Here is a 22025-nt window from a genome sequence, read left to right as displayed (position 1 = left end):
ATTTGCTATTATCTGTTTCCCAAGAGGGGGGAGAGCTTTTGCGGACCCGAAATATGATTAAGTTTTTTGGTGCCGTCATCATCATTCTCGCGGCTTTCGTCACCTTTATTTATCCGCTGGCCAACTCGATCAAGCAGGGCCTGGATTTACAAGGTGGTACACACATCGTTCTCGAAGCCGTCGATACGCCGGACGCTCCGGTTACGGAGGATTCCCTGAACCGTGCCGTGACCATCGTCGAACGCCGTATCAATGAAATGGGTTTGACGGAACCATTAGTACAGAAAGAAGGAGCACGCCGGATCATCGTCGAACTGCCTGGAGAAAAGAACCCGGAAAAGGCTATCGAAACGATTGGTAAAACGGCTGTCATGGAATTTAAAGATGAATCGGGGACAACGCGCCTGACCGGTTCGGATCTGAAGAATGCAAAGGAACAGATCGATCAGGGCCATAAAAACGTGGTTGCTATTGAATTTACCGATGAAGGGGCAAAGAAATTTGCTGACCTGACGGCTTCTAATGTCGGTCATAAAATTGCCATCACCCTGGATGGCCAGGTCCTGACGGATCCGGTCGTCAACGAACCGATTACGGGCGGTAAAGCCGTTATTACGGGCAGCCGTACCTTAGAGGATGCGAAGAACCTGGCCATTCTCCTGCGTTCCGGCGCCCTGCCTGTCAAATTGCAGGTTATGGAAGTCCGGACAATCGGGCCGAGCCTGGGGCAGGACTCCAAGATAAAATCGGAAAAAGCCTTTGCCGTCGGCATCGTGCTGATCATGGTCTTCTTGATCATTATTTACCGTATTTCCGGCTTGGTTGCCAACATTGCCTTGCTCGTGTATATCCTGATTCTCTTATCCATTCTGAAGTATCTCGATGCAACGCTGACCCTGCCGGGCATTGCCGGTGTCATTCTCTCTATGGGCTTTGCCGTCGATGCGAATATCCTCATCTTTGAACGCTTTAAGGAAGAGGTGCTCATTGGCAAGAGCTTGCGAACGTCTATGGAAGCGGGCTTCAAACGGGCCTTTAATACGATCCTCGATGCGAACGTATCCGTCATGATTGCAGCTATCGTCCTCATTGTCATGGGCAGTGGCACTGTCAAAGGGTTTGCTGTCAACCTGGCCTTGGGGATTATCGTCAGCATGTTCACGGCCATCGTCGTCAGCCGTTCGCTTTTAACGTGGTTCATCAATACGGGCTTGGTTACCAATCCCTGGTTCTATGGACTGAACCGCAAGGTGCCGGAACACATGAAGAATAAGGGGGGACTGAAATGAGATTTGACATTGTAGCTCATAAAAAATGGTGGTTCACCCTCTCGTCTGTACTGGTTATCTTCAGTATCGTTTCCATGTTTGTCAATGGCTTTAACTTCGGCATTGACTATACGGGCGGTACGATTTTGGATCTGCAGTTCAAACAGCCTGTCACGGTTGAACAGGTGCGTAACGTCGTCGACTCATCTAAACTGAACCTGAGCAACAGCGTTATCCAGCTCTCCGGTGTTACCGATCAGGATGCGTCCCAGGACGTCATGATCCGCATGCGTAACCTGACGTCAGAAGAAAGCAAGGAAATTTCTGACGATCTGAGCAATCAGCTCGGCGGTGCCGAAGTAAAACGGACGGAATCGGTCGGTGCCGTTATCGGCTCGGAAGTTACGAAGAATGCCATTATCAATCTGGCCGTAGCTTTCATCGCCTTAGCAGCGTATATTACATTCCGGTTCGAATACAAAATTGCCATTTCGGCCATCGTTTCTATTTTGCACGATTTGATCATGGTACTCGGCGTCTTCTCATTTTTCCATCTGGAAATTGATGCTACCTTCCTGGCGGCCATCCTGACCGTTGTCGGCTACTCCATGAACGAAGCTGTCGTTATCTTCGACCGTGTCCGCGAAAATACGCGTACCCACCGGCGGACCGATACGTATGAAAAACTGGCTCACGACAGTATTGCCCAGAGTATTCACCGCAGTATTTATACGCTGACGACGGTACTCTTTGCCTGTGGCGCCCTTCATTTCTTCGGTGGTGACTCGACGAAGAACTTCTCCCTGGTCATGCTCATCGGCTTCATTAGTGGTGCCTACAGCTCCATTTGTGTCGATACGTCCCTCTGGGTTGTATGGAAGAACCACAGCAAGAACAGCCGCCGTGGTCCTAAAGCTGAAAAAGAAATAGAAGAAGACACGGATGCAGAAACGGCGACGGAACAAGCGTGATTTTCCGCTACTGCCAGCTGCCTTCTTATAACAAAAACACCCCTGTTTCCATTGGAATACAGGGGTGTTTTTAGTATTCGTGTATTGTTCAGCGGGCAGCACGGTCCGTTTCCTGGGCTAGCCAGCTCTTTGGCGTCGGTACGAGAAACGCGAAGATGCAACCGATGATGGCGCAAATCCAAAGAATCTGCAGGGCCGTCTGGACACCGTAGAGATCAGCGCCCCAGCCGACGATAGGCGAAAGAAGACCACCTACGGTCGTACTCAGGCCGAGTGTAATACCCGATGCAAAGCCTACATTTTTACCGAGGAAGGTCTGCCCTAATACGACGATAGGACTGTATGGGGCAAAGAGCGAGAACGCGACAGGAATCAGAAGCAGCGTAGCGAGCCAGAGCTGGGAACTGTTGACGAGAAAAAACATGGCAGGAATCATGAGCAGGAATGAACCGCGCATGACGCGGATAAAGCCGAACCGGTCGGCCATAACGCCGCCGAGGAAGGTGATGACGACGCCCATGGAGAAGAGAATGGATAAGGCCAGACTGCCTGTTGTGGCCGAGGCGCCCAGAACGGTAATCCAAAAAATAGGAATGAACGTGTTACACAAGGTAAAGCCAATAGAACGGGCAAAGATGACCACGGTCAGTTTGCTAAAGGATTTCCAGTCGTTTTCGTGAACGGCGTTGGGGTGTGCCTTGGCTTCAGCCTGATCGGCAGCTGCCGCCATAGACAGAACCGTTGGCATTTGCCGGTACATAATGGTGGCAATGATCAGATTGACAATACCGTAAATGACGAGGCCATGAATGTCAAAGGTATAGGCACTGAACCCGGCAACCATAGGACCAACGGCAAAGCCGGCGTTGCCGCCGACAGAAAAGCTGCCCAAGGCCTGGCCTTTTAATTTGCCGGCAATGCGGTTTACCATGCGGGCCGCTTCCGGGTGGAAGAGACTGCCGCCGAGACCACTGATCATGGACAAGAACAGGATGAACCAATAATTGGTCGTAAACGCCAGCAGTGTCAGGGACAGGCCACAGAGAATGGAGCCTAAGGGTACGAGCCAGGGCTTGGAGATTTTATCGGAGTAATAGCCAATCAGCGGTTGTGTGACAGAGGAAAGGAGGATATTGGCAAAAATAATACCGGCTGCTTCCTGATAGTTCAGGTTGCACGACGATATGAAATACGGCAGTAAGGCTGGGATACCCCCTTGGGCCCAGTCAACAGAAAAATGCCCCATGGTAAACAGGTACACATGAGGATCGAGTTTCTTCATACGGAACACCCTCTTTTTATGGTTAAATTTATTCCCATTGTACCATAGCAGCAGGGGAAATGGTAGGTAAAAGCATTGCCTTATAGTTGCTGTAATAAGAGGGAACAGGACAGAAACATGAAAAGAAAAAATAGCTGTTGACAAGCATAGATAATGTGGTATACTAAACGAGTCGCAAGGCATGGGCCTATAGCTCAGCTGGTTAGAGCGCACGCCTGATAAGCGTGAGGTCGGTGGTTCAAGTCCACCTAGGCCCACCATAGTATTGTGTCATGAGTCCGGTAGCGTACCGGGCTCATTTTTTTATGTGCCGCTGGCGGTACGATAGGGCACCTCTCCTTGGCGCAGAAAAGGTGTTTTTTTTGCCCTGGGAAATGTGCTATAATTATAATTCATAGAGAAGTATTTTTACCTATGAAGGCCCGCCTGGTCAGGCTGGGCCTGCTGTATTTTGCTTATAAAACTGTGAAGGAGTTACATACTATGTCCATTGCAGCGTATATTGAACATACAAATTTAAAGCCTGAAGCAACACCGGCGGCTATCCGCCGTCTTTGCGAAGAAGCCCGGACCTATGGCTTTGCCGCCGTGTGCGTCAATTCGTCGTACGTCAGCCTGGCTAAGGAAGCCCTTGCGGGTACAGCTGTCCTCGTTTCCTCTGTCGTCGGCTTCCCCTTAGGTGCCATGGCGTCAGCGGCAAAAGCACAGGAAACAGCTCTTGCTATTGCCGATGGGGCTGATGAAATCGATATGGTCCTGCCTATCGGCCGGGCTAAGGCTGGTGACTGGGACTACGTAGAAGCGGACATCCGCCAGGTCGTAGACAGGGCCTCAGGCCATCCTGTTAAGGTCATTTTGGAAACGGGACTCTTGACGGATGAAGAAAAAGTAAAAGCCTGCCAGGCTGCCGTTGCCAGCGGAGCGGCGTATGTAAAAACCTCGACCGGTTTTGGCCATGGCGGTGCCACTATGGCTGATGTAGCACTGATGAGAGAAACCGTTTGCGGCCAGGCGAAAATCAAGGCGTCCGGAGGTATTCGCGACTATGAAACGGCAAAAGCGCTCATCGCTGCCGGTGCCGATCGCATTGGCGCCAGTGCAGGTATAGCGATTGTGGCGGGAGAAAATAATGACCGATAGTGAATTCCGATTAGTACAAATGGCCCGGGCTATTGGCCGTTACCGTGGCCAGTCAGAAACCGGTACAGCTATACCGGAAATAACGGCCGGCCCTGCAGCCCTGGCTGAACCGGGTGAAATCTACGGCGGCGAGATTGAGATGGGGAACGATACGGTCAGTCACCATGGTGACTGCCTGGTTAGTCTCTTAGCCAGCAGCAGCCGTGGCAACGCGGCGTATATCCGCTGCGGCCATACACATTTACTGATTGACGCAGGTATCAGCTGCCGGCGGATCGAAAAAGGCTTGCGCCGCTTTGGGGCGGAGCTGAGTGACCTCGATGCCGTATTCATTACGCACGAGCATACGGATCACGTCAGTGGCTTGCCGGTCTTATTGAAGCGTACGCACGTGCCTGTCTATACGACAGCAGAAACCTGGCGGGCTATGGGACCCAAGGTAGCCGCGTACCAGAACTGCTTTGTACAGCTCCCACGTCGTCTTTCTATCGGCGAAGTGCAGGTCGGGCCCTTCGCTACGAGCCATGATGCGGCTCGTTCCGTTGGCTATTCTGTCTATCATGAAGGCTGTAAAATAACCTTGGCTACGGATTTGGGCATCATTACACCGTCTGTTATGGCCGCCGCGGCCTGGTCGGACATCCTTATTTTGGAAGCCAACCACGATGAAGAATTGTTGCGTCATGGTCCGTATCCCTATGCGCTGCAACAGCGTATTCTCGGCCCGCAGGGGCATCTTTCTAACACGACGGCAGCCCAATTTTTGGCACAACTGCCCCGGCGCAGTCTGACTAAGGTCTTACTGGCCCATCGCAGTGAACATAATAATACACCAGCCATAACCGTACACACCATGCGCCGCGTATTGGCGGACTGCGGTGTCGTCATTGGCCAGGACGTTCTTTTGCGTCTGGCTTCGGCAAGTGGCTCCGTGCATTTTCAGAGCGGAGGTAATGTACTATGATGCAACACAAAAAACTGGTGACCGCCGTCGTGGCGGTGGTTCTCATCGGCGCCGGTATCGTCGGTGGCTACAAGCTCCACGATATGTACTTCAGCCAGACCTATCAAGGGCCGGTCAACCAGCTTCAGGAACCGGCGAAGGGTGGGGAAATCTCCAATGCCCGTGATACGGCCATTGTCAAGGCGGCCAAAAAGGTCAGCCCGGCTGTCGTAGGGATTACGACGAAGGTCTATAACCGGGACATTTTTAATCGCAAGGTGCTCGTCGGTGAAGGCGTGGGTTCAGGCATTATCTTCGATAAGCAAGGCTATATCGTTACGAATAATCACGTCGTAGGCAATTCAAAAACGGTCATCGTGTCCCTGGCTGATGGCCAGAGCACGGAAGGTACCGTTGTCGGCCGCGATGCCCAGACCGACCTGGCTGTCGTAAAAATCAATGTGGATAACCTGCCGGTGGCTGAATTTGGCGACAGTGATACCCTCATGGTCGGCGAACCGGCCATTGCTATCGGCAATCCGCTGGGCCTTGAATTCCAGGGGACCGTTACGGCCGGCGTCATTAGCTCGCTCAACCGTACTGTCGGTGCGGAAGGACAAGGCATGAAACTTATCCAGACCGATGCAGCTATTAACCCCGGCAACTCCGGTGGTGCTTTAGTGGACGCCGATGGCAAGGTCATGGGCATCAACAGTGCCAAGATTTCCCAGGAAGGCGTCGAAGGCCTGGGCTTTGCTATTCCCATCAACACGGCCCGGCCGATTTTGGAAGATCTCATTAAATATGGCAAGGTATCCCGTCCATACATGGGCTTCTACGGCCTGGATAAACAGATGGCTGCCCGCTTTGGCCTGCAAATGAATAGCGATGGTGTATATGTATATCGCGTCATTGCCGGGGCACCGCTCGATCAGGCAGGACTCCAGCGTGGTGATATCATCACGAAGATCGGCGATACGGATATTAAGAGCTTCAGTGATATCCAGACGGCCTTAAGCAAACAAAAACCGGGTGACACTGTGAGCGTCACGTATACCCGCAACGGCTCATCCCAGACGGCGGACGTCACCTTGCAGGAAGCACCAGCCAATACGGGGGATAACGGATGAAATACCACATTATCGGCATAGGTAAGCTGAAAGAAGCATACCTTACAGCTGGCCTGGATGAATTTCTGAAACGGCTGCGGCCGTACGGTAAAGTGGAATTGACCATCCTGCCGGAAGAAAAAATGCCGGACCATCCGTCAGAGGCGCAGAAAACGGCTGTCCTTGAAAAAGAAGGCGAAAAAATGCTGACCCGCGTGCGGCCTGACTCGTATCTCTTCGTTCTCGACGTAGGCGGCAAGCTCATTTCATCAGAAGAACTGGCTGCTGCTTTCTCCGATCTGGCGCTGCACGGTACGAGTGAATTGACGTTTATCATTGGCGGCCCCTTTGGCCTTTCTGATGCGGTGCGCCGCCAGGCCGGCAGTCGTATTTCCTTTGGCCGTATTACCCTGACCCATCAGATGATCCGTCTGTTGCTTTTGGAACAGATTTACAGGGCCATTAAAATAGAACGGCACGAACCATACCATTTATAAAACCAAGAGCCATTCCGTCACAGGACTGGCTCTCGTTTTTTTACAGGAGAAAAGCAGGAAATCGACAATTTTTGTCTAATTCTTTATATATAGATGTTATAATGGAACTAGAACGGAGCGGCACCCTGTACGACGGTGCCCTGTTCTCGTATAAAAAAGGAGTGGATATTATGGCCAAACGTACAGCAGCGGATATTATGGAAAAAGCGTTTGTAACGGCCCATCCGGAAACGTCGGTTTTTGCTCTGGTAGACATGTTTGTCAAACATAAAATAACGGCAATTCCTATTGTCAACGAAAATAAAGAACTCGTAGGCATCGTTACCGACGCGGATCTTTTGTACAAAAAGGTAAAACCCCATGTACCCCATTATGTAAACCTCTTGGGCGCCAGCATCTACTATAGCGGTATTAGCGCCTATAACCGGGGCTTTAAAAAACTCATGGCCTGCACGGCGAAAGAAATGATGACGAAAGACGTCATTATTGCTGCTCCCGATGCGGCAATTGAACAGATTGCCGGCGTCATGGTGGCAGAACACTTGAAGGTCATTCCTATTGTAGAAGATAAGCACGTTGTCGGCGTCGTCACCCGTGGCAATATCCTTGACGAATTGTATAATGAATACGGGGAAGATGGTCTGGAAGACGGCGTAGAAGCAGAAGAGAAAGGAGACCTGAACGAATGAGTGAAGACCAGGATAAGCGAAGCGGCGCCGTACTTAACGGTACGATAGACCCAAAGAACCGGCCTGTCGTGCAAGTGCGTGACGTCATGTATAAATTATTCCTGACGGTTACACCCGATACGCCTGTACGCAAGGTCTTTCGTATGTTTATCAAATACCGGCTCATGGCAATTCCCGTCGTCGACGGAGAAGACCATCTGATCGGTCTCATTACCAGTGCGGATCTCATGTATAAACAGACGAAACCACACGTACCACGGTCGCTGTCAATCATCGGTTCTAAGATCTTCACGAACCGCATGAATGGCTACGCGAAGGACTTCAAAAAACTGATGGACGAACCATGTGAAAAAATCATGACGAAAGACGTGATTATTGCCACGCCGGAAGCGGATACGGAACAGATTGCCGGTGTCATGGTTATTGAACATTTAAAGGTACTGCCTGTCGTAGAAAACCACCGGGTTGTCGGTATCATTACGCGTACCAATATCCTTCAGGATTTATACAAGGAATTCTGCACGACGAAAGTAGAACCACAGCAGTAACAGCAAAGAGATACACAAAGAAAGCGCCCAGAAGGACGCTTTTTTTGTTTGTGCACCCGTATTGCCCTAGTCACTCTATAGGCCTTGTGCTATAATATATAAATTACTAAAAGTGAAGACAGGATTACCTGTCTGTACCAATTCAGAGGAGGCACTAATGGATAACAAAGAACTCATCATTGTTGTCGATTTTGGCGGTCAGTATAATCAGCTTATCGCGCGACGCGTGCGTGAGAACCACGTATATTGTGAAGTCTATCCGTACCAGAAGGCAATGGCCAAGATTAAGGAATTACAGCCCCAGGGTATTATTTTTACGGGCGGTCCGGCCAGTGTATATGAAGACAACGCACCGAAAATCGAGGCAGACGTATTTGCCGCAGGTATTCCGGTTTTAGGCCTTTGCTATGGCATGCAGTTTATGGCCCAGACACTGGGCGGGGAAGTAAAACATGCAGACCGGCGCGAATTCGGCAAGACCGAAACGACGGTAGATACGACATCGCCCCTGTTTAAGGGCCTGGCAGAACGGGAAGTTGTCTGGATGAGTCATCAGGACTACGTTGCCAGCCTGCCGGCAGGCTTTTCCATTATTGCTCACTCGGCAAACTGCCCTGTTGCGGCGATGCAGAATCCGGAACGGAAGCTCTATGCTATGCAGTATCATCCGGAAGTACTCCATACGGAACACGGCAAGGAAATGCTGCACAATTTCCTCTTTGAAGTCTGTGGCTGCAGCGGCTCCTGGACAATGGCTAACTACGCCAAGACAGCAGTGGCCCAGATTAAGGAAACCGTTGGTACAGGCAAGGTCGTTCTGGCTCTTTCCGGCGGCGTAGACAGCTCCGTCGCAGCGGCTCTTATCTCTAAGGCCGTCGGCAATCAGCTGACCTGTATCTTCGTTGACCACGGCCTCCTGCGTAAAAACGAAGGGGATGAAGTAGAAGGCGCTTTTAAAGACAGCGGCATGAATTTTATCCGCGTCGACGCCTCTAAGCGTTTCCTCGATAAATTGGCCGGTGTCACCGATCCGGAACGGAAGCGAAAGATTATTGGCGAAGAATTTATCCGTGTCTTTGAAGACGAAGGCCGCAAGATCGGCGCTGTCGATTTTCTCGCCCAGGGTACGATTTATCCGGACGTCATCGAATCCGGTGCCGGCGATGCTGCCGTCATTAAGAGCCATCATAACGTAGGCGGGCTGCCGGCAGTTGTCGATTTCAAAGGCCTCATCGAACCGCTGCGCAACCTCTTTAAAGATGAAGTCCGCGAACTGGGTGCCGAATTAGGCCTGCCGGACTATCTTGTTTGGCGTCAGCCCTTCCCGGGCCCGGGCCTGGCTATCCGCATTATGGGCGAAATTACAACGGACAAGCTGGCTATCCTCCGTGATGCCGACGCTATTTTCCGCGAAGAAATTGCCAATGCAGGCTTGCAGCGCTCTATCAACCAGTACTTTGCCGTTCTCACCAATAACCGGTCTGTCGGCGTTATGGGTGACTTCCGTACATACGATTACACCTTAGCGCTCCGCGGCGTTACGACGACGGACTTCATGACAGCTGACTGGGCCCGTATTCCTTACGATGTCCTCGACAAGATTTCCAGCCGCATCGTCAACGAAGTAGACCACATCAACCGTATCGTTTACGATATTACGAGCAAACCGCCTTCCACCATTGAATGGGAATAAGGCCTGCATAATGCTGGTTCTTTGATATAAAACAAGCTCCTTTATGAGCGTACCATTTGTGTGCCTCATAGGGGAGCTTGTTTTTCTTTATATAAAAGTTGGGGGCTCATGGAAGAGATTGGCTACGAGTCACCTGACTTTTTTTATAAAGTCTGTTTTTTAGTACAGCCGTTCCATGACGTCGTCATCGATCTTGAAGGAATGGGCATCATCCGGGAAGGTACCGGCCTGTACCTCTTTGACATAGGCCGTAAAGGCCGCTTCCATGGCGGCGCCAACTTCACCGAAGTGTTTGACGAATTTTGGCGTGTAGTCGCTGAAGAGGCCGAGCATATCCTGGTAGACGAGAATCTGGCCATCGCAGCCGGCACCACCGCCGATGCCAATGGTCGGAATCGTCAGTTTTTTCGTAATCAGGGCGGCTAATTTGGCCGGTACACATTCTAAAACGACAGAGAAGGCGCCGGCTTTCTCAATGGCCAGGGCGTCGTCGATGAGCTGTTTGGCTGCTTCTTCATTTTTGCCCTGGACGCGGTTGCCACCGAGGGAATTGACCGATTGTGGCGTCATGCCTAAATGAGCCATGACCGGAATACCGGCGTCGGTAATAGCCCGGATTTGCGGGCATACAGCAGCGCCGCCTTCGAGCTTGACCGCGTTGCCACGGCCTTCTTTCATGAGGCGGCCGGCGTTCGTTACAGCCTGTTCGATAGAAACCTGATAAGACATGAAAGGCATGTCGATAACGACCATCGTGTCGTGGCAGCCACGGGCTACGGCATGACCAAAGGTGATCATGTCTTCCATCGTAACGGACAACGTATCCGGCAGACCGAGCATAACGTTGCCCAGGGAGTCGCCGACGAGAATAGCATTGATGCCGGCCTTTTCCTGCAGCTTAGCTGTGGAGTAATCGTAGCACGTCAGCATGGAAATCTTTTCACCGCGTTCTTTCATTTCTGCAAAGGTTCGTACCGTATTTTTCATAGGAATCATCCTTTCCGGGAAACCGCATCGTTTCCTGTTGTATATATGATTTGATGGCCGTGTAATCCCGCGTGGGATGCTTTTGCTCGGCTAAGGCGACCAGCCTTTGTGAGAGCAGTACATACGACTCCCGGTCTGGGAACGGCAGGATGCGCATGTGTTTTTGCAGCGTATCTGCATCGCCTCGTTCTACAGGTCCCGTCAGGGCTGCTACCGGTCCCGCCTGAGCAACGTGACGGGCATTGCCCAGAAAGAGGGGCGAGAGGGCCTGGCGCGCTGTTTCCGGCGTAAAGCCGCACTCTTCGAGGAGTGACTGGCTTTCGGCGAAAAGGGCGACGACCAAATTACTGGCAATGGCAGCTGCACAGTGATAGGCTGCTTTTTTGTGGCCGTCTATGGTCTGCACGTGCAGGCCCAGCCCTTCCAGCCACGCTTGAAAGAAGGCGTGCTTTTTCTCAGACCCTTCGAGCGTAAAAAAAACATCCGCCAGTTCGTGGTAAGCTTCATAGGGATCGCTTACAGCAACTAACGGATGAACGGAGAAGCCAAAGGCTCCACGCTGCTCTATATCGGGGAAGGCTGCGTCTGCAGTCATGGCCCCGCTGCAATGACAAAAGATTTTTCCTTGAATCGTTTCATTACGTACCGCTTCGTAGGCAGAAGCAATACAACCATCGGGAACTGTGAAAAATAATACATCACTCTCAGCAATCAGATCGTTTCTTTCCGAGTAAACGTCTGATGCCGTAAATGCTGCCGCTCTTTGAGCCGATTGAATGTTGCGGCTATAATAACCTGTAACTTCAACGCCGTGCTGGCAAAAATATTTTCCCAGTGTAAAACCTACTTTTCCCGCTCCGATAAAACCAACCTTCATGTAATCACCCCTTTCGGTGATGCATGACACAGTTACGGTGGAGAACTGATTCAGATATATGCAGTACAGCTTCCGTAAGGAATACCGTCCATCGCTTCAAAGTCTAGCATAGAACGGAGACCATTGTCAATGTGTTATTAACATAGGCCTTTGCCCGGAGTGAATGCACTGTACAGCAGACAAGAATGTAAAAAAATGCTTGCCAGCAGACCTTATAATATGATATTCTTTAAATAGGTAATAATTAAAATTTGTTAATAATAAAAATGCTTTATTGGTAAAGATATCCCGTTTGTAGCAACGAAAGGGGAACCGGATATGGAACAAAACAAACTGCCTGACGTATTAAAAGGCTTAAAAGTATTGGATATGACGCGGGTTATTGCCGGTCCGTATTGCGGTATGATGCTGGCTGATATGGGCGCCGAAGTGGTAAAACTGGAAGTACCGGGAGTAGGCGATGATGCCCGGGCGTATCCGCCCTTCCAAAATGGCGAATCCATGATGTTCCAGCTTTTTAACCGTAATAAGAACTCGATTACGCTGAACCTGAAGACGGAAAGAGGCAAAGAAATCTTTAAGGAGTTGCTGCCTCATTTTGATATTCTTTTGGAAAATTTCCGTCCCGGTGTTATGGACAAAATGGGCCTAGGCTATACGGATCTGGAAAAAATTCATCCCGGCCTGATTTATGGTGCTGTTTCCGGCTTTGGCCAGACCGGCCCGTATTCGCAAAAACCAGGGTATGATATTGTCGGTCAGGCCGTAGGTGGTCTCATGAGCACGACCGGCTGGCCCGGTGGTGAACCGACGCGAACGGGTCCGGCAATGGCGGACCTGCTGAGCGGCCTGAATCTGACGGTCGGTGTTCTCAGTGCGTATATCCGCCGCCAGCAGACCGGCCATGGTGATAAAGTCGATATTTCTTTAGTCGATTCCGTTGTTGCCGGCCTCGATTTCCTGCCCCAGTGGTATTTTACTACGGGCAAGGTACCGGAACGAAACGGCAACATGTATAATGCAGCCTATCCCTATGATACATTTAAAGCGCAAGATGAAACCTTTGTCATTGCCTGTGGCAATGATAAATTGTTCCACATTTTGCTGGAGGTAATGGGACGCACTGATGCAGCCGGCGATCCGCGCTTCCAAACCAATGACCTGCGCTTGCAGAACCATGTAATCCTGAAACAGATGATCGAAGAATGGGCGGCTGATAAAAAAGCCGATGCAGTTGTAAAGGCTCTCAATGATAGTGGCTGCCCGGCCTGTGTCGTCTTCGATATTGCCCGTATTACAAAAGATCCCCATATTGCCGGAGACAGAAAGATGTTTGTCGACATAGAAGGACCCAAAACGGGTATGATGCATTTGACCGGCACTGTTTTCAAATTTGCCAACGGCCATGCAGATATTTATAAACGGGCGCCGGAACTGGGAGAAGAAACGGAAGAATACCTCACGTCTATGCTTTACTACACGCCCGAAGAAGTAGCTGCCCTGCGCAAGGATAAAATTATTTGACCGCTGCCTAAAAAAGGCCTGGATAAATACCCCGGACCGTTTTTGCCTGAGGCATGACGGTCCGGGGTATTTGTCTAAGAGACTGCCTGGTTCACCAGGTGATGGCGCGGTCAAAAAATATTTGCTCTTCAGGGATTAGTCCTTGCAGCAGAACGTGAGCCCCGCCGGCAGGGAGAAAGCCCATTTTCTGATACAATGTGGCTGCCGGTTTATTTCCTGCCCACGTGTCGAGCCGGATGACCGGCAGCTTTCGTTCCTGTGCCACCGTAATGGCATACTGTACCAGCCTGCGGCCGTAGCCCTTGCCAGCCTGACTGGGGGGAATACAGAGAGTATGAATGACGAGTACCTGCTCAGGTGTTGCTTCATAATGCCAGGTACCGGCAGTATACTCTTCCGGTTGCAGCTGGTTCAGAATGACACTGCCACAGACAGTACCTTCCTCTTCCAAGACGTAAAGGTAGTTCTTTTGAAACGCTGTTTCTGCTGTTTCTTCCGTTGGGTACACGTCGAGAACCCAATTGGAATGGGTGCCGTGCTCCTGCTCGTACGTTAATAGCTCGCAGTACGTTGCGGCAACGTGTGGAATATCAGCCTTGGTAGCTATGCGAATCATGTTGATCGCCCCCTCTTTCTTAGTATAGGTTAAGTATACGCGCGGGCAGGCAGGTTAGGCAAGATACAAAAAAAGATTTTAATAAATTAAATTTGACAAAATAGAACAGCGTGATACAATAAAAACAGAAATAAGATATTCCCATTCGTTTCATTAGCCTCTCTGCTGCTATTTAAGGCCATGACGACAGGAATATTTAATGCTATAATTAAAAAGATAAAGGAGCATGTCCTATGAGCAACGTAAAAGAATTAACAACATCTGATTTTACTGCCAGTGTCATATCCCATAAAGGTGTGGCTGTCGTCGATTTTTGGGCTACCTGGTGCGGCTATTGCACCCAGATGGCTCCTGTGTATGCAGCGCTTTCGTCCCAGTTAGGAGATCAGGTTTTTTTTGGTAAGGTGGACAGTGATGCGGAACCGGAATTGGCGCAGCAGTATGAAGTCGAAGTCTTGCCGACGTTTCTGATTTTTAAAGACGGCCGTGTCGTCGACCGCAAGATCGGAGCGATGCCATTAGAAACACTGAAGCAGGCTGTGCTGGCACACGTATAAGGTATACTGTTGCCGGAGGGGAGCACTGTTGCCTGTTCATCAGCACTATAAAGCACTCCCTCGGTAAGGTGAAAATTGACAATACCTTTAAGTCATGATAAAATGATGTCTGATTTTGAAAAGATAACGGCAAGGGTCTTTTCAAAGCAATTGTACGGGACCACTTTCCATGGGAAAAGTCAAGGCCATACGGACAGCCGGGTCCACTGCCGATTGGCAGCCTTTTAGGTGCTGCCTTATTGATTGAGTGACATGCGCTCAGCTTTCAAAAGTTGGTTACTTCATAACCGAAATGCGCCTGTGCGCTAACTTGTGAAACGGTCAATACGAGTAGTAAAAGTAGAATTGCTATATAGACTCTGATCATCCGTCCCGTTGTGGTCTGTTTTTGTGCGTGCCTTTAGGCCGTATGACGAAAGACAGTTCATTGCCCGAATAGGAGCGCAAGTTGTGCCAGGCACAGCTTGCGCTTTTTTTATAGGCAATCTGGGGGTGTATGGAAATTTTGGAAACACGTAAACATCATTTGGATCAGAGTCGGGCGCCGATTTATGAGGCGCTCCAGAAATTTAGGGAAATGCGCGTCGTTCCCTTTGACGTACCAGGACATAAGCGGGGCCGGGGCAATCCGGAACTGACGGCCTTTTTGGGCGAAAAGTGTGTCGGCGTCGACGTCAACAGTATGAAACCGCTGGATAACCTGTGTCATCCTGTATCGGTCATCAAGGAAGCCGAAGATTTGGCTGCAGAAGCCTTTCATGCAGCCCACGCGTTTCTCATGGTTGGCGGTACGACAAGCTCTGTACAGAGCATGATCCTCACCGTCTGTAAGCGGGGCGATGAAATCATTTTGCCACGCAATGTACATAAAAGTGTCATCAATGCACTCGTCCTGTGCGGTGCCATTCCGGTATATGTTAATCCGGCTATCGACGCCCGCTTAGGTATTTCCCTGGGCATGCAGCGCGAAGAAGTGGCTAAGGCCATTGCCAAGCATCCCAAGGCCGTAGCCGTTCTGGTAAATAATCCGACATATTATGGTATTTGTAGTGACCTGCGGGCTATTGTCAACATGGCGCATGCTGCCGGCATGCGCTGCCTCGTCGATGAAGCCCACGGTACCCATTTTTATTTTGGCAACGGTCTGCCTGTATCGGCTATGGCTGCCGGTGCCGATATGGCCTCTGTATCGATGCATAAAAGCGGCGGCAGTCTGACCCAGTCGAGCTTCCTTCTCATCGGTCCTAATATTCATGCCGGTTATGTACGGCAGATTATTAACCTTATGCAGACTACTTCCGGGAGTTACCTGCTCATGTCCAGCCTCGATATCAGCCGTCGCCACCTGGCTTTGCACGGCCCGGAAATTTTCCATAAAGTCGTCGATATGGCGGCTTATGCGCGGCAGGAAATCAATGCGATCGGCGGCTATTACGCCTTTGGCCGGGAACTCATGAATGGCGATTCGGTCTTTGATTTCGATATTACAAAGCTCAGTATTCATACGCTGGATATCGGCCTGGCCGGTATTGAAGTCTATGACATTTTGCGGGATGAATACGATATTCAAATCGAATTCGGCGATATCGGCAATATCCTGGCCTACCTTTCCATGGGCGACCGCATGCAGGAATTGGAACGCCTGGTCAGTGCCCTGGCAGAAATTCGCCGGCACTATCAGAAGAGCCCTGCCGGCATGCTGACCCAGGAATACGTAGAACCGGTCGTCGTCATGAGCCCGCAGGAAGCGTTTTATGCCGATAAAATCAGTTTGCCCCTGGAAGAAAGCGAAGGCCGTGTCTGCAGCGAATTTGTTATGTGTTACCCGCCGGGTATTCCTATTTTGGCACCGGGAGAAAAAATTACGAAAGACATACTGGAACATATTCAGTATGCCAAAGAAAAAGGCTGCAGCATGACCGGCTCAGAAGACCCGGATTTGCAGCGCATTAATGTATTGGCCTGAAAGAGGGGGATTTGATGGAATTTTGGTTTAGTGAATTTCATACACCAGATGTTAAGCATAGCATCCGTGTAAACCGTCATTTGTATTCTAAGCAGAGCGAATACCAGCGTATCGACATTTTCGAAACACCGGAATTCGGCCGCGTTCTGACGCTGGACGGTAACGTCATGCTGACGGAACGGGACGAATTCATTTATGATGAAATGATAACCCATGTGCCCATGGCTGTCCATCAGGACTGCAAGGTCATCCTGGTTATTGGTGCCGGCGATGGCGGCGTCGTACGGGAACTGACGCGTTACGACCGGGTCGAACGGATCGACCTCGTCGAAATGGATCCGGAAGTTGTCCAGGCCTGCCGTAATTACCTGCCCGGCAATGCGTGCCGTCTCGATGACAGCCGCGTACACATCCATTTTGAAAATGCCTTGAAATTTATTCGCAGCTGTGAAGCGGAATATGACTTGATTATCGTCGATTCCATGGATCCCTTTGGCCCGTCAGAAGGCCTTTTTACACGGGAGTTTTATGGCAGCTGTTTTCACGCTCTCAAGGATGATGGCATTATGGTCAATCAGCAGGGCAGCCCTTTCTATTCGGAAGATGCCCAGGCTATGCAGCGAAGCCACCAGCGCATTGCCCAGACTTTCCCAATCAGCAAGGTCTATCAGGCGCATATTCCGACGTATGCCGCCGGGTATTGGCTCTTTGGCTTTGCCAGCAAAAAATATCACCCTGTAAATGATCTCGATGCCGAAGCCTGGTCTGCCCTGCACCTGCATACGCGCTATTACACGACGCGTCTGCACGTAGGCTCTTTCTGGCTGCCGGCATTCCTGGAAGAAATGCTGCAGGAGGTGGAAAAGTAGGATGCTGTCACCCAATGTAGAAACCTTTATTGCCTGCGACGTACCCTACGAAAAAGCCCGCATCGTGCTTTACGGGGCCCCCTTTGATTCGACAACCAGCTTCCGCCCCGGCGCCCGCTTTGGCCCGCCGGCTATCCGCCATGAAAGCTTTGGCCTGGAAACGTTCAGCTTGTACCAGCATGCAGATCTGACGGATTGTGCCGTCTTTGACAGTGGTGACCTGGAGCTTTGTTTCGGCAGCTCTGAGGCAGCCCTGGCCGATATTCAGGCGCGGGCAGCCATCATTTTAGGCGACGGCAAGCTGCCCTTTCTCTTGGGCGGCGAGCACCTGGTAACCCTCGGCGCTGTCCGGGCGGCCTTGGAAATATACCCGGATCTGCACATCATCCAGTTTGATGCTCATGCAGACCTGCGGGACGATTACCTCGGGGCTAAGCTCAGTCACGCCTGCGTCATGCGGCGCTGCCATGATCTCGTCGGCGATGGCCGTATTCATCAATTTGCCATCCGCAGCGGTGAACGGGAGGAATTTCTCTTTGCCAAGGAGCATACGGATATGCATCCCTTTAGCTTTGCCTGCGTAGAGTCACTGGTCAAAGACCTGCGGCAGAGCCAGGTACCGGTATACTTTACAATCGATCTCGATTGTCTGGACCCGTCTGCATTTCCCGGCACCGGTACGCCCGAAGCAGGGGGAGTCACGTTTATGGAATTACTGCGCGCGTTGCGCGCTGTCTGCACAACCCGTGTCATTGGCGCCGATGTCAATGAGCTGGCGCCCATGCTGGATGCCAGTGGTGTATCGACGGCAACGGCCTGCAAGGTCGTACGGGAAATGCTGTTAGCTTTAGAAAAGAAATGCTGCCCCTCTGCATAAGAAGGGGGAAAGGAGACGAAATTATGAGCAAAGTACTTGTTATTGGCTGTGGCGGTGTTGCTTCCGTAGCCATTCAGAAATGTTGTCAGGTGAGCGAGGTCTTTACGGAATTGTGCATCGCCAGCCGGACGAAATCCAAATGCGACGACCTGGCAGCCAAGCTTACAGGTAAGACACAGACTAAAATTACGACGGCCCAGGTTGATGCTGACGATGTACAGCAGCTGATTGACCTCATCAAATCGTACCAGCCCGACCTGGTAATGAACGTCGCCTTGCCGTATCAGGATCTGACCATCATGGATGCCTGCCTGGCTTGTGGCGTCAACTATATGGATACGGCCAACTACGAACCGGAAAACACGGACGACCCGAAATGGCGTGCTATCTATGAAAAACGCTGCAAAGAAGAAGGTTTCTCGGCCTATTTCGATTACAGCTGGCAGTGGGCCTATCGTGAAAAATTCGAAAAGGCCGGCCTCATGGCCCTCTTAGGCTGCGGCTTTGACCCGGGTGTTACCCAGGCCTATTGTGCCTATGCCAAAAAGCATGAATTCGATACGATTGATACGATTGATATCCTCGACTGCAACGGCGGCGACCACGGCTATGCCTTTGCGACGAATTTCAATCCTGAAGTCAACCTGCGCGAAGTATCTGCACCGGGCAGCTATTGGGAAGACGGCCATTGGGTAGAAATCCCGGCTATGAGCATCAAACGGGAATACAATTTCGACCAGGTCGGCGACAAGGATATGTATCTCTTGCATCACGAAGAAATTGAAAGCCTGGCTCAGACCATTCCGGAAGCAAAACGGATCCGTTTCTTCATGACCTTTGGCCAGAGCTATCTCGATCATATGCGTTGCCTCGAAGATGTCGGCATGCTTTCGACGAGCCCTATCGAATTTGAAGGCCATCAGATTGTGCCCATCAAGTTCCTCAAGGCGCTCTTGCCGGACCCGGCCAGCCTCGGTCCCCGGACAAAAGGCAAGACGAATATTGGCTGCATCTTTACGGGCAAGCAGGATGGACAGGAAAAGACCTATTATATCTATAACATTTGTGATCACGAAGAATGCTATCGTGAAGTGGGCAGCCAGGGTGTCAGCTATACGACAGGCGTACCGGCTATGTGCGGGGCCCTCATGATGCTGACCGGTAAATGGAATAAACCCGGTGTCTATACCGTAGACGAACTGGATCCCGATCCGTTCCTGGATGCGCTCGATCAGCACGGCCTGCCCCGTTCGGAAACGCATCATCCCGTTTTGGTGCCGTAATGACGGCGTCTTTATATACCGTGCCGCCTGCTTTTGCAGGCTTGCACGGGAAAACACCAAAAGAACTCTTTGGCCAGCTGCCGACGCCGTGCTACATTCTTGATGAAGCCATGCTGCGTCACAATGGAGAAATGATGGCAGCCATTGCCAAGCGGACGGGCTGTCATTTCCTCTTGGCCCAGAAAGCCTTTTCCAACTACGATTTATATCCTCTTTTGGCAGACTACGTAAGTGGTACGGAGGCCAGCGGTCTTTATGAAGCTCGTCTGGGTGCCGAAAAGATGCCGGGGAAAGAAGTCCACGTCTATTGTGGGGCCTATAAGGAAGATCAATTTCCTGACGTTATCCGCTATGCTGATCATATCGTCTTTAATTCGCCTTCCCAGCTGGCTAAATTCGGCCCGGTGGCTAAAGCCGCCGGCCGCAGCCTGGGCCTGCGGATCAACCCCGAATGCTCAACACAAGAGGGGACGTCCCTCTATGACCCGTGCGCGCCAGGCAGCCGGCTCGGTACGACGCGGGCCCAATGGGATGCGCATATGACAGCAGACCTGATTGCTCTCTTGGATGGCCTTCATTTCCATACCCTCTGTGAACAGGATTCGTCTGCCCTGGCGACGACACTGAAGGCTGTAGAAGAAAAGTTTGGCTTCATCCTGCCGCAGCTGAAGTGGCTCAATATGGGTGGTGGTCATCACGTGACGCGCCCCGGGTACGATGTGGCCGAACTGGAAACCTGCATCACGATGGCTCAGAAAAAGTGGCATGTCGAGGTCTATCTGGAACCGGGCGAAGCATGGGCTCTCAATGCCGGCTATTTGGCAACAGAAGTGCTCGATGTACTGGTTAACGGCACGACGCACGTGGCTATGGTTGATACGAGCGCTGCCTGCCATATGCCGGATGTCATTGAAATGCCGTACCGGCCACCCCTGTATGGTTCTGGTGAAGCAGGGGAGCATTCCTACACCTATCGCTTAGGCGGACCGACCTGTCTGGCTGGTGATGTTATTGGCGATTATAGCTTTGCCCAGCCTCTTCAGCCGGGGGATTTTCTCCTCTTTGGCGATATGGCAATCTATACAACCTGCAAGAATAATACCTTCAATGGTATGCCCTTGCCGGCTATTTACGTACTGCACGAAACGGGACAGCTGGAATGTCTCCATACGTTTGGTTACGAAGATTTTCTTTATCGCTTAGGAAAATAAAGAATAAAAGCATGAGGCTTCACGCAGACTGAGGCTGAAAGGTTAGGAAAAAGGCTCCTGTAAAAGGGAGCCTTTTTCCTGTTCATATATTGACGGGCAACAGTTTGCAATTATAATGGAAGTATGTAGTGTATACTTTTATATATGCATCATTTGTACGTATGCGATCACGGCCCTTTCGGGATATCGTCTGTTCTACCGTTGTAAGGGATTCCCGTGTGGCTGCCTTTGCAGCGAAAGGAGCGATTCCTATGCCATCTCTTCACGTTGAATTTTATTCCGATGCTTTAAAAATTGATACGGGCGTAGAAGTGATTTATCCTCAGAATTGTGCGCGCACGCCTGAGCCACTGCGCAGTGTCATCAAACCACCTTTCCAGGTCTTGTACTTGCTGCACGGGATCATGCGGGATCAGACGAGCTGGATTCGTTTTACCAATATTGAGCAGTATGTCATGGATATGGGCCTGGTCGTCGTTATGCCTACGACAGGACGGGGGCATTATATTAATCAGCCGCATGGCTATCGTTATTTTGATTATATTACAAAAGAACTTCCGGAAATCATGAACAACATGTTCCGTATTTCTCAGAAGCGGGAGGACACGTTCATTGCCGGCCTTTCCATGGGAGGCTATGGAGCCTTGCACGCTGCGGCCCTTTGTCCGGAACAGTATGCAGCAGCAGCCAGCCTGTCCGGCGTCGTCGACGTAGGCATTTTTTATGATTCAGCCGATTTCTATTCTGATGCAGAAAAGTGGATAACCTTTGATAATAGAGATCCCCGTGGCGGTAAAGAGGATCTCCTCGTAGAAATAAAAGCGGCAAAGGAAAAGGGCCTTGAGCTGCCGAAAATGCTTTGTGCCGTTGGCCGCCAGGATTTCTTATATTCCTGTAACGTTGCCTTTTACGAAAAAGCCCGGCAACTGACAGACATAGAATTCTGGGAAGAAGATGGCGATCACGTATGGGAGTTTTGGGATCGTAATATTAAGAAAGTCCTGGATTGGCTGCCATTGAAGCAGCGGATCAAGGGGTATAAACAGCAATTAGTCATTAAATGAGAAAAAAACAAAATAAAACCGCGAGTCCATACTGAAACAGATTTTCAGTATGGA

General features: G+C 50.8%; 21 protein-coding genes and 1 tRNA gene. 18 read left to right on the top strand and 4 right to left on the bottom strand.

The genetic code is table 11. The features are described 5' to 3' along the window. Positions 1 to 53 precede the first annotated feature (53 nt). Together secD and secF are read left to right on the top strand one after the other, a co-directional pair. Positions 54 to 1289 carry a protein translocase subunit SecD gene (gene secD, locus PGX44_RS03560; protein ID WP_222433601.1) on the top strand — a complete coding sequence of 412 codons (1236 nt, stop codon included), beginning with the start codon at positions 54 to 56 and terminating at the stop codon, positions 1287 to 1289. Beyond that, entirely contained in the window at positions 1286 to 2239 is a 954-nt protein-coding gene (secF, locus tag PGX44_RS03555; RefSeq protein ID WP_186502913.1) for a protein translocase subunit SecF, read from the top strand. Before secD ends, secF begins: the two co-directional genes overlap by 4 nt. An 88-nt stretch (positions 2240 to 2327) precedes the next feature. Here secF and PGX44_RS03550 read toward each other — a convergent pair whose 3' ends face one another. After that, entirely contained in the window at positions 2328 to 3521 is a 1194-nt protein-coding gene (locus tag PGX44_RS03550; RefSeq protein WP_498854282.1) for an MFS transporter, read from the bottom strand. A gap of 183 nt (positions 3522 to 3704) precedes the next feature. Here PGX44_RS03550 and PGX44_RS03545 point away from each other — a divergent pair. The 8 genes from PGX44_RS03545 to guaA all read left to right on the top strand — a co-directional run bounded on the left by PGX44_RS03545 (position 3705) and on the right by guaA (position 10140). Continuing rightward, a tRNA-Ile gene (locus PGX44_RS03545) sits at positions 3705 to 3781 on the top strand. A gap of 223 nt (positions 3782 to 4004) precedes the next feature. Further along, complete coding sequence (gene deoC, locus PGX44_RS03540; protein WP_498854281.1) at positions 4005 to 4661, top strand: deoxyribose-phosphate aldolase; 657 nt, start codon at positions 4005 to 4007, stop codon at positions 4659 to 4661. Continuing rightward, positions 4651 to 5625 (top strand): MBL fold metallo-hydrolase, encoded by a 975-nt coding sequence (locus PGX44_RS03535; RefSeq protein ID WP_498854280.1) that lies wholly within the window; start codon positions 4651 to 4653, stop codon positions 5623 to 5625. The genes deoC and PGX44_RS03535 overlap by 11 nt, the downstream gene beginning before the upstream one ends. Further along, on the top strand, positions 5622 to 6734 hold the full coding sequence (locus tag PGX44_RS03530; protein WP_288201509.1) for a S1C family serine protease: 1113 nt from the start codon (positions 5622 to 5624) through the stop codon (positions 6732 to 6734). The genes PGX44_RS03535 and PGX44_RS03530 overlap by 4 nt, the downstream gene beginning before the upstream one ends. Beyond that, positions 6731 to 7210 (top strand): 23S rRNA (pseudouridine(1915)-N(3))-methyltransferase RlmH, encoded by a 480-nt coding sequence (gene rlmH / locus PGX44_RS03525; protein ID WP_498854279.1) that lies wholly within the window; start codon positions 6731 to 6733, stop codon positions 7208 to 7210. Before PGX44_RS03530 ends, rlmH begins: the two co-directional genes overlap by 4 nt. Positions 7211 to 7380: 170 nt before the next feature. Further along, positions 7381 to 7899, top strand: a complete 519-nt coding sequence (locus PGX44_RS03520) for a CBS domain-containing protein (RefSeq protein WP_186501969.1) — start codon at positions 7381 to 7383, stop codon at positions 7897 to 7899. Further along, entirely contained in the window at positions 7896 to 8447 is a 552-nt protein-coding gene (locus tag PGX44_RS03515) for a CBS domain-containing protein (protein ID WP_498854278.1), read from the top strand. The genes PGX44_RS03520 and PGX44_RS03515 overlap by 4 nt, the downstream gene beginning before the upstream one ends. A 157-nt stretch (positions 8448 to 8604) precedes the next feature. Continuing rightward, the gene (gene guaA / locus PGX44_RS03510; protein WP_186501971.1) at positions 8605 to 10140 is read left to right on the top strand and encodes a glutamine-hydrolyzing GMP synthase; all 1536 of its coding nucleotides are present in this window, start codon (positions 8605 to 8607) and stop codon (positions 10138 to 10140) included. A 159-nt stretch (positions 10141 to 10299) separates the two neighbouring features. Here guaA and panB read toward each other — a convergent pair whose 3' ends face one another. Beyond that, a complete protein-coding gene (gene panB / locus PGX44_RS03505) occupies positions 10300 to 11127 on the bottom strand; it encodes a 3-methyl-2-oxobutanoate hydroxymethyltransferase (protein ID WP_498854277.1) in 828 nt (275 codons plus the stop codon). Further along, positions 11081 to 12004, bottom strand: coding sequence for a Rossmann-like and DUF2520 domain-containing protein (locus PGX44_RS03500; RefSeq protein ID WP_498854276.1), 924 nt, complete (start codon positions 12002 to 12004; stop codon positions 11081 to 11083). The genes panB and PGX44_RS03500 overlap by 47 nt, the downstream gene beginning before the upstream one ends. Positions 12005 to 12322: 318 nt before the next feature. Between PGX44_RS03500 and PGX44_RS03495 the strand changes: the two genes are divergently transcribed. Continuing rightward, positions 12323 to 13528: a CaiB/BaiF CoA transferase family protein gene (locus PGX44_RS03495; protein ID WP_498854275.1), complete on the top strand. Its 1206-nt coding sequence runs from the start codon at positions 12323 to 12325 to the stop codon at positions 13526 to 13528. A 91-nt stretch (positions 13529 to 13619) separates the two neighbouring features. Here the strand turns inward: PGX44_RS03495 and PGX44_RS03490 are convergent, their stop codons facing one another. After that, positions 13620 to 14144: a GNAT family N-acetyltransferase gene (locus PGX44_RS03490; RefSeq protein ID WP_498854274.1), complete on the bottom strand. Its 525-nt coding sequence runs from the start codon at positions 14142 to 14144 to the stop codon at positions 13620 to 13622. Positions 14145 to 14377: 233 nt separating this feature from the next. Here PGX44_RS03490 and trxA point away from each other — a divergent pair, with 233 nt between their 5' ends. From trxA to PGX44_RS03455, 7 genes are all read left to right on the top strand, one after another. After that, a complete protein-coding gene (gene trxA, locus PGX44_RS03485) occupies positions 14378 to 14701 on the top strand; it encodes a thioredoxin (protein ID WP_498854273.1) in 324 nt (107 codons plus the stop codon). A 505-nt stretch (positions 14702 to 15206) separates the two neighbouring features. Next, positions 15207 to 16667, top strand: a complete 1461-nt coding sequence (locus PGX44_RS03480; RefSeq protein WP_222433533.1) for an aminotransferase class I/II-fold pyridoxal phosphate-dependent enzyme — start codon at positions 15207 to 15209, stop codon at positions 16665 to 16667. A 14-nt stretch (positions 16668 to 16681) separates the two neighbouring features. After that, complete coding sequence (speE, locus tag PGX44_RS03475; RefSeq protein WP_498854272.1) at positions 16682 to 17536, top strand: polyamine aminopropyltransferase; 855 nt, start codon at positions 16682 to 16684, stop codon at positions 17534 to 17536. A 1-nt stretch (position 17537) separates the two neighbouring features. After that, on the top strand, positions 17538 to 18413 hold the full coding sequence (gene speB, locus PGX44_RS03470; protein WP_498854271.1) for an agmatinase: 876 nt from the start codon (positions 17538 to 17540) through the stop codon (positions 18411 to 18413). A 23-nt stretch (positions 18414 to 18436) separates the two neighbouring features. Then, on the top strand, positions 18437 to 19696 hold the full coding sequence (locus PGX44_RS03465) for a saccharopine dehydrogenase family protein (RefSeq protein WP_498854270.1): 1260 nt from the start codon (positions 18437 to 18439) through the stop codon (positions 19694 to 19696). Further along, on the top strand, positions 19696 to 20907 hold the full coding sequence (locus PGX44_RS03460; protein ID WP_498854269.1) for a carboxynorspermidine decarboxylase: 1212 nt from the start codon (positions 19696 to 19698) through the stop codon (positions 20905 to 20907). Before PGX44_RS03465 ends, PGX44_RS03460 begins: the two co-directional genes overlap by 1 nt. A 251-nt stretch (positions 20908 to 21158) precedes the next feature. Further along, entirely contained in the window at positions 21159 to 21971 is an 813-nt protein-coding gene (locus PGX44_RS03455; protein ID WP_498854268.1) for an alpha/beta hydrolase, read from the top strand. Positions 21972 to 22025: the final 54 nt, after the last annotated feature.

The sequence above is a fragment of the Caecibacter sp. AF58-12pH5A genome (assembly GCF_027681725.1).
Lineage (GTDB): Bacteria > Bacillota > Negativicutes > Veillonellales > Megasphaeraceae > Megasphaera > Megasphaera hominis.
This window is presented reverse-complemented; position numbering and strand designations above follow the sequence as displayed.